The sequence below is a fragment of the Methanocorpusculum bavaricum DSM 4179 genome, assembly GCF_000430905.1.
Classification (GTDB): Archaea; Halobacteriota; Methanomicrobia; order Methanomicrobiales; family Methanocorpusculaceae; genus Methanocorpusculum; species Methanocorpusculum parvum.
The window spans coordinates 1-8,730 of the sequence record NZ_KE387272.1; the positions used below are offsets into that span (position 1 = coordinate 1).

Genomic DNA, 8,730 nt, shown 5'->3' on the forward strand with positions numbered 1-8,730 from the left:
CGGCTCACCCCGCCATTTAATTCATCATCTCTTACACCCAATACCTACATGATTATGCATCTTCTCAGTCAGACCGAAGGCCAGCTTGCCCTGCAACTCGCACGACTCTACGCTGAGTCCGCAGTAACCGGAAACCCACCCCACGGAGACCCGGAGCTCACCGAGATCTTCACCGAAAAACGAGGCGTCTTTGTCACCCTCACCAAATGCGGCGACCTCAGGGGATGCATAGGCTTCCCCTTCCCCGTCATACCGCTCGCCGACGCCATAAAAGACGCCGCACAGCATGCCGCCGTCAATGATCCCAGGTTCTACCCCGTAAACGAAGGAGAACTCAGACAAATCAAGATCGAAGTCACCATCCTCACCCAGCCCCTCCTTCTCGAATGCGAACCGGGCGAACGCCCGTCTGCCGTCATCGTCGGCAGACACGGACTCATCGCCGAAATGAACGGGCATACCGGCCTCCTCCTCCCCCAGGTCGCCGTCGAATACGGCTGGGACGCGGAAGAATTCCTCAGAGAAACCTGCTACAAAGCCGGTCTCCACCCCGACGCATGGACAAACGCATCATGCAATATTCTTACATTTGAAGGACAGATATTCAAGGAATAATCCCATGGCAATAACATTCGAAGTCATCCATAAAGACATAGCAGGCCGCGTCGGCAAACTCAAAGCCGGCGACAAAGTCATAAAAACCCCCGCACTCCTCCCGGTCGTCAACCCTCACCTTCAGATAATCCCGCCCGCGGAAATGAAAAAGATGGGCGTCGAAGGCATCATCACAAACGCCTACATCTTCTCCAAAAGCGAAGATTACCGGGCCCCCGCCCTCGAAAAAGGCCTCCACGAAGTCCTCGACTTCGACGGACTCATCATGACCGACTCGGGATCCTTCCAGATGTCCGTCTACGGCAGCGTCGATATCACGAACGTTCAGACCCTCTCCTTCCAAAGAGACATCGGAAGCGACATCTGGGTCCCGCTCGACATCCCCACCCACCCCGACACCGACAGGGAAGAAGTCATCGCCCAGATGGATATCACCATGGCGAGAATGAGAGAGGCAAAAGAGATCTTCGGTCCCGACGCCCCCCTCTCAGGCCCTGTCCAGGGAGCCGTCTTTGAAGACCTCCGTGAATATGCAGGGAAAACCGTATCCGACATGGGCTTTGCCTACTGCCCGATCGGCGCCGTCGTCCCCTTAATGGAAAGCTATCGGTACCGCGAACTTGTCGACGTCATCATCGCCGCGAAAAAAGGACTCAACCCGGGAGCCTGCATCCACCTCTTCGGTGCCGGCCACCCCTCCATGTTTGCTCTCGCCGCGGCTCTCGGATGCGATGTCTTCGACTCCGCCGCCTACGCGCTTTATGCGAAGGAAGGACGCTATATCACGACCTACGGAACGCTCAAACTCGACGAGATGAGCGAACTGCCGTGTGCCTGCCCCGTCTGCCGCAGTCATACCGTCGAAGAGCTGAAAAAATCCCCAGACAAACAAAAGCTCCTCGCCTGCCACAACCTCGCCGTCACCATGGCCGAGATCTCAAGGATCCGTGCCGCGATCCAGGACGGAACACTCTGGGAACTCGTCGATGAGAGGTGCCGGGCCCACCCGAAACTGCTCGACGGTTACCGGAGACTCCTTGAACGGGTCGACGAGATCGAACACCTCGACAGAGCCAGCAAACGCCGGTTCTTCTACCGGGGCAGCGAATCATGCCGCCGGACCGAGGTCGCAAACTATCACGAGATGATCCCCCGCGTAAAACTCTCGGAGGTCTCCCTCATCGCAGCCGGCGGACCTGTGCCGCGGATCTTTGAAGAGGTCATCGAGTTCAAGCCCCCGTTCGGCCCCCTGCCCTACGAACTTGCCGAGACCTTCCCGGCCGGACCCGCCGAAGTTCCCGCATGGGACGAAGAGATGATGAAGTACGGGATCAAAGGCCTCAAAGGACTGCTCGCGACAAACCCCGACACCAAAGTCACCATCTCAACGACAGAGAAATGGGCGGAACTTTTCAGAACAGAGTTCCCGGACGCCGAGGTCATCACATGAGTCTGTTCGATGCACGAAAACGCGACGGAAACGCACGGATCGGGAACCTGAAACTTTCCGACGAGGAAAACATCAGCACTCCTGCGGTGCTCGACACCGAATCGGTCTTCCCCTCCTTGAAGGAACGCGGGTTTTCAAACCTCCCGCCTTCTGCAGGCAAAGCCGAGTTTGAAAAATACTTCGTCGCAGGCGAAGAGCCGACAGCCGTTCACCCGCAGAGCGAGTCCGTCGAAGGAAGCGTGCTCCTCTTTTCGAACTGGAACACCGTCATCTCCGACGCACGCCGCCATGCGGACTACATGGAAAAACTGCTTGCGGTCTGTCCCCCGGACGCCGCACGCTATGCCCCCGCATGCGGTCTTCCCTCGAACGCCGCTTCTCTGATCTATCTCGGATTCGACCTCTTCGACTACACCGCGGTCGATCTTGCGTCCGTGCAGAAAAAGTTCTGCACGCCCGAAGGCGAGTTCGATGCCTCCTATATGGAAAAAGGCATCTGCGATTGTCCGGGCTGCAAAGCCGGCGATCTGAAACTCCACAACCGTCTGGCTCTCGAAAAAGAGATCGCTCTCGCACGGGTCTGGATCGAACAGGGCCAGCTCCGCGAGTTCATGGAGATGCGCTGCAGACTCCACGCCGAGCAGGTCTCCCTCCTCCGGCACGTCGACCGCAGACCAGGCTTTGCAGTGAACCTTCCGGTCGTCCGTTCGTCCCGGTTCTTCGCAAACTCCTCCGAGTCGATGACCCGTGCCGAGATCGCCTTCTTCGAAGACAGGGTCATCAACCGGTTCATCCCTTCAAGGACCGATGTCTGCGTCCTTCTTCCCTGCGCCGCACGAAAACCCTACTCGCTCTCGAGATCCCATCAGCTGTTCTCCCGCGTAGTTGACGGGCGTGCCCATGAAGTGATCGTGACCTCGCCCTTAGGCGTCGTCCCGCGGGAACTCGAACTCATCTATCCGGCAGGCCACTATGATGTGCCGGTGACCGGATACTGGGACAGGGAAGAGTCCGCGATCCTGGTCGAATACCTTACCGCCTACTTAACGAAGCACCGGTATGACAGAGTCATCTGCCATCTGGAAGGCGGGGCAAAAGAGGTCGCAAAGACCGCCGCCGAAAAAGCCGGCGTGGAACTCGAGTTCACCTGTAATGACGATAAACCGCTCTCGCAGGACTCGCTGCGTGCCCTGAACGACACGCTTCGCGAGAGCAGAAAACGCCGCACGGATCCGATCCGCGGCACGCTCCTCTGGCAGTTCGGCGAACTCGTCGACACGAAAGGCTGGCTCCCGAAAGGCCGGTACCCGAACCAGAAGATCTACGATAGGAAGACCCAGCTCTTCTCGATCGACCCGGAGACGGGTCTGCTCCGCCCGACCCACGAAGGCTGGAAGCACATCAACGGATACCGGGTCTGGATCTCGGACGGGTTCGTCCCGCAGGGAGATATCCTTGCGCCGGGAATCGCCGACTGCGATCCGAATATTCGTGAAGGCGATGAGGTGTTTGTCGGCGGAGAAGGCTATCAGGCGACCGGCAAAACCACGATGGGCGCTGACGAGATGAAACGCTCGAACCGCGGCGTTGCGGTCCGCGTGCGGAAAACGAATCGGAAATGACGACAAAAGCAGAGCTTCGCACTATACTTAAGGAACGACGCGAAGCTCTGTCTTTAGGGGACCGGCGGGCGAAGGGATACTACATCACCTGCCGGCTGCAGGAACTTCTGAAACCCTATCAGACGATCCTTGCCTATGTGGCGAAGGATCCGGAGGTCGAGTCGATGGTGATCATCAACTGCCTTCTGGAAGAGGGGAAGACGGTGCTCGTCCCGATCATCGAGAAGGAGACCCATACGCTCCGGCTCTCGTATCTCACGTCGATGGATCAGCTCGAACCGGGCACATTCAAGGTCCCGGAACCCCTGACGAAAGAACGACCCGCCCCGGCATCCTCGATCGACGCGGTCCTCGTCCCGATGGTGGGGTTCGACCGAAAAGGGCACCGGCTCGGCTATGGTGCCGGATACTATGACCGCTTTTTTGAAACGAATCCGGATATCCCCCGGATCGGTATGGCGTATGCCTGTCAGGAGGTGGAGTGCATTCCGACGGAGGAGTTCGACGCCAGGATGGATCAGATTGTGACCGAGGACGAGGTCATCAGGTGTGGGCGGGTTGGACGCTGAAGGCGGTCGACCTCAGCGGAGGCGGGAGGAGCCTATAGGCTCATCGTTAGCTGAGCAAGGCTTTGCCTTGCGACCAAGTCGATAGACTTGCGAGCGAGGCAGGTATTTCTTTTCTGCTGTTTTTTATTTTATTTTATTTTGGTTTCGTGTACGGGATTTTGTGGGAAGGTATCATTCATGATTCCACGTCTTGCCGAAATAGAATAATAATCGCGAATTGATTTCAGTTGCTTTCAGATAATAGAGGCATTTAGCGGGATGTGTAATGGTACTTTTTGTTCTCTGGGATGATATGAATATAATACCTGAGAAATCCCCTGCATTTTAAGTATTAATTAACATAAAAGATAGCGAATTTGATTTTTGTAGAAATCATTAAGCATCCAAAAAATAAGTAAAATTATATTCAGTCATCACCGCAATGAGATGAAAATGTGAGTAATTGCATATTTCTTAATCTGGGTGAGTCTTGAAGCTAACATTACACTATTTATCGTGTGAGGATTTCAATGGATAAAAAATCAGAGCCTAAAAAAAAGATATTGAATGAAATTACTATAACTATTATTATTCTTATCCTCTTCGGACTATTTTTAGTAGGTACGGGAGTGTATTGTTTTATTACAGATAATGATTGTTTGTCTTTGGTACCAGTGATTTCAGGTGGATTTCTCGTGATAATTACTGCAGTATACGTGATTACAACATCTAAGCAACACTATGCCATGAGAGATCAATTGCTTGAAATGAAGATGGACAGGGTCATGAAGGATCAACCATTACCTTGGCTAAACGATTTACAATTTGAAATTGAACAACCAAATCTGTATTGTGATGTGCCAGAGAATAAATATGTCTTTATATCCAAATTTCGATTAACAGGTGTTTTAGAAAATCTCTCCCCTTATCCCGCACCTTGTGTAGATCTCCAGACAGTTATTGAATTGAGTAATGGTAGTAACGAGAAAAGATATTTTACTGCTAATACAATGCGTATTTCTGCCCTAACGCATGGAGATAGTCAGAAGATTCATATCTCATATTCTATTGATGAATCTCAATACCTTTTTGATAAATTAAGAGATAAAATACAGTGTAATACTAATTTTCCAATAATTAGGATTAGGTTGATTTATAGAACTCTCTCTGGCGGTTTTTTTGTTATCAATAATGTATATCAAATCATTCCGAATTATAAAAAAGACACTATTATAAAAGATTGGCATACTCAATTAGTTCAATTTGAGACGAAATATAAAGACGAGTTAGATCATCTTGCGACATTACTTGTCAATGGGCAAATTGAGGCGAGTGATAAATACTATGATGATTTCATAACATCTATTGAACCTTCCCTTCCAGAAATGAACATGGGAGAGATAGTTAAATTAAATGTTGTAGAGAAACCTGGGCACCTCATTATTCAGCAGGTATCAGAAGAGGATTATAATAATATATTGAAAAATGCCTCATATAGTCGTCGATTAAGAGATAATAAAGATTGATGGGATCGTAAGCGTTTGGGAATAAGTTTCACTCTTTTTTTCGGATGAAATGCGGCATCATCCCCTCATCCACCCATTCGGGGTAAACTCAGGTTACGGAAGCTTCGCTTGGATTAGCATGAATACTTGCAGAAAAGGAGATGGTTGGGTGTGGATGCATGAGAAATCCCACCGCGAATAATCGCGAATCTCCGCGAATCGCATTTTTCCTGTTCCGCCCTCTTGACCTTCGGTCGCGTCCCTACGCTTCGCCTTATCGGCTCCGCGTGGTCGGGACGGCGGAACGAAAAATGCTGGAAAACCCGCGTCGCGGGTTTTCTCCTGATAAAATCTTGATCTTGTTTGTAATTTTTAAGGATTTGAGATTCTTTAAAGAAAACCCGCGACGCGGGTTTTCCAGCATTTTCCACGCTGGCGTTCCGGCCATGCGGAGCCGATCAGGCGAAGCATAGGAACGCGGCCGAGGAGTAAAACGACGAGGACAAGAAGACAGCGTAAGGAAAATGCGATTCGCGGAGATTCGCGATTATTCGCGGTGGGACTTCTTATAGTTCCAAAGAATTCCGTACACGAATTCAGAGTACGCCATCCAGAAAAAAGAAAATCCGTTTTCCTAAACACACAACCCTAGGATTCCCCGCCGCGGGCCGCTCCGCGCCGACTCGCAAGTCTAGCGACTTGGCCGCAAGTTTCCTTCGAAAACTTGCTTCGCTAAGATCGCCGGCTGCGCCGCCGATCCGCCTCAGCTGAGGCCGCCCCTTCGGGGCAGCCCGCAGTCACTCCCCGCACCCCAAAATCAGAAAAGAGATTGGGATATTGGGGAAATCCCTATATGAAAATAGAAGAATCGACTGAATGTAACAGCAGAAAAACCCGCATGCAAGTGAGCGAAGCGAAACGGAGAGCAAACTGAAAGTTTGCGAACGGGTTTTTCCCCAGCATTTGTCCAAGAGCCAAAGGCTCTTGAGACGTCTCACGAGCTTTCAGCTCGTGGACTTTTCCAGACGGCGTGCGATTCCTGCGTAGGCGAAGCCCAAACAGGCAAAGCCTGTTTGAGGCGGCACGCAAATCTCCGATTTGCACGCATAAGCCGGAGCAGAGCACGCAGGCGCAAGAAAAATGCGATTCAAGCGAGGGCTGGAAGCCCGAAGCGGAGAGCAAATCTTTGATTTGCGAACGCGAGAATTCGCGGTGGGCTTTCTCATGTGTCCGCACTTATCCCAACTCCTTTCCTTTCTCCCATGCATATCCACCCAGCCTATTTTATTATTTTCGTGTGATGGACGGGTTGGACGCGAGCAAGGCTTTGCCTTGTGACCAAATATTTAATTTGCGACCAAGTCGAGAGACGTGCGAGCGGGTGAGCACATCTTTCTTTTTTAACAGGACGTCTAATCTTGCTTGTGTTGCCCCAAAGTAGTATAATAAAGGTGTTTATTTTTCACCAAAGTGATATCAAAAAAGTGCGCAACTTACACAAACTTAATATTGAAATGGTGTGTAATTATTATTGATGCAAAGGCTTCTCTATACTGATCTTGTAAAATGGAAGGATGATCCCGATCGTAAACCGCTCATAGTAAAAGGCGTTCGTCAGTGCGGGAAAACATGGCTTCTCAACACGTTCAGTCAGGATTGTTTTGAAGACGCGGCGTATTTTAACTTTGAAAAGTCAGCTGACCTTTGCACAATATTTGAAAAAGATCTCGAGCCTCAAAGGATCATAGAGGAGCTTGGTTTTCAGCGCGGAAAAAAAATCGAGCCGGGTGTGACTCTTCTGATATTCGATGAGATACAGGCATGTCCCAATGCGATCACCTCGCTCAAATATTTTTGTGAAGACCTGAAAACATTGCATCTGGTGTGTGCCGGATCGTTACTAGGAACCGCACTTGCCGCCTGTAAGTCATTTCCGGTCGGTAAAGTCGACATCCTTACATTACGCCCGTTATCTTTCCCGGAGTTTCTGCTTGCCTCGGAGAATTCATACCTTTATGAAGAGCTCAAAAAGAAGCAAATTGACGGTATCCCAAGATCAATTCTTCCAAAACTGGAATCTCTTTATCGTGAGTATTTGATGACCGGAGGTATGCCGGAGGTTGTGAATACCTGGCTTACAACGCGTGACATCTCGGAGGTCGAACGAATTCTTGACGCTGTTCTCGAGATGTACCAGAAAGATTTTGCCAGACATGTGCCAAAATCTGACTATCCGAAGGTAACACTCATCTGGGATTCGATACCAGGCCAGCTTGCAAAAGACAATAAAAAATTCATCTTTTCTCATGTCAGAACTGGTGCCAAATCACGCGATCTGGAAGATGCGTTACAGTGGCTTGCCGATGCGGGGTTGGTTTATAAAGTTCTGAAAGTGGACGTTCCGGATTATCCCTTGTCAAAATTTGCGGATACGACGTATTTCAAGTTATATTTCTGCGATGCAGGGCTGCTGAGGCGTTTGAGTAATTTTCCTGCCGCCGCTTTAATGTCTCCGGATCCTCAGTTCGCATTCATGCGGGGAGCACTGACAGAGAATTTTGTTCTGACTGAATTGATAGCAGCTAAATCCGTCACACCGTATTTCTGGAAATCAGGAAATAAGGCTGAAGTCGATTTTGTTTTTCAGGATGATATGCTGATGATCCCAATAGAGGCAAAAGCATCACGAAATACGCAGGCAAAGAGTTTGAAAGAATATAGAAGAAGATACAAGCCAAAATATGCATTACGGGCAAGCCTTGAACTACCCGGTATCCATACGGATGCATGCGGTGTCGTTTTGGATGTGCCGCTGTATCTCCTCTGGAATATCGATGCGTATCTCGTTCAGTGAAATGGACAATTCAGGATACTTTTTTTCAAAATCCGGGCGAAAATAGGGAGGATCATTTCACCGATAATAACCCCATATATTCAGGACACTGTACTAACACGAAAAGATTTAGTCGCCGTCCCGCAGTCGCAAGTTC

Annotated in this window: 6 protein-coding genes; all 6 read left to right on the forward strand. The window is 50.3% G+C overall.

From position 1 onward, the window contains the following. A partial coding sequence (locus H575_RS08515) for a TIGR00296 family protein (protein WP_342664218.1) occupies positions 1-615 on the forward strand: 615 nt, incomplete at its 5' end. A gap of 4 nt (positions 616-619) precedes the next feature. Continuing rightward, complete coding sequence (gene tgtA / locus H575_RS08520; RefSeq protein ID WP_042700819.1) at positions 620-2,065, forward strand: tRNA guanosine(15) transglycosylase TgtA; 1,446 nt, start codon at positions 620-622, stop codon at positions 2,063-2,065. Next, the gene (gene arcS / locus H575_RS08525; protein ID WP_042700822.1) at positions 2,062-3,687 is read left to right on the forward strand and encodes an archaeosine synthase subunit alpha; all 1,626 of its coding nucleotides are present in this window, start codon (positions 2,062-2,064) and stop codon (positions 3,685-3,687) included. The genes tgtA and arcS overlap by 4 nt, the downstream gene beginning before the upstream one ends. Further along, the gene (locus tag H575_RS08530; protein WP_042700824.1) at positions 3,684-4,256 is read left to right on the forward strand and encodes a 5-formyltetrahydrofolate cyclo-ligase; all 573 of its coding nucleotides are present in this window, start codon (positions 3,684-3,686) and stop codon (positions 4,254-4,256) included. Before arcS ends, H575_RS08530 begins: the two co-directional genes overlap by 4 nt. A gap of 509 nt (positions 4,257-4,765) precedes the next feature. Further along, positions 4,766-5,761, forward strand: a complete 996-nt coding sequence (locus H575_RS08535) for a hypothetical protein (protein ID WP_042700827.1) — start codon at positions 4,766-4,768, stop codon at positions 5,759-5,761. Positions 5,762-7,274: 1,513 nt separating this feature from the next. Further along, complete coding sequence (locus H575_RS08540; protein ID WP_042700830.1) at positions 7,275-8,594, forward strand: ATP-binding protein; 1,320 nt, start codon at positions 7,275-7,277, stop codon at positions 8,592-8,594. Positions 8,595-8,730: the final 136 nt, after the last annotated feature.

Coding starts and splice junctions, on each gene's coding strand:
- H575_RS08535 (WP_042700827.1), top strand. CDS start 4,766: ATGGATAAAAAATCAGAGCCTAAAAAAAAGATATTGAATGAAATTACT.
- tgtA (WP_042700819.1), top strand. CDS start 620: ATGGCAATAACATTCGAAGTCATCCATAAAGACATAGCAGGCCGCGTC.
- arcS (WP_042700822.1), top strand. CDS start 2,062: ATGAGTCTGTTCGATGCACGAAAACGCGACGGAAACGCACGGATCGGG.
- H575_RS08530 (WP_042700824.1), top strand. CDS start 3,684: ATGACGACAAAAGCAGAGCTTCGCACTATACTTAAGGAACGACGCGAA.
- H575_RS08540 (WP_042700830.1), top strand. CDS start 7,275: ATGCAAAGGCTTCTCTATACTGATCTTGTAAAATGGAAGGATGATCCC.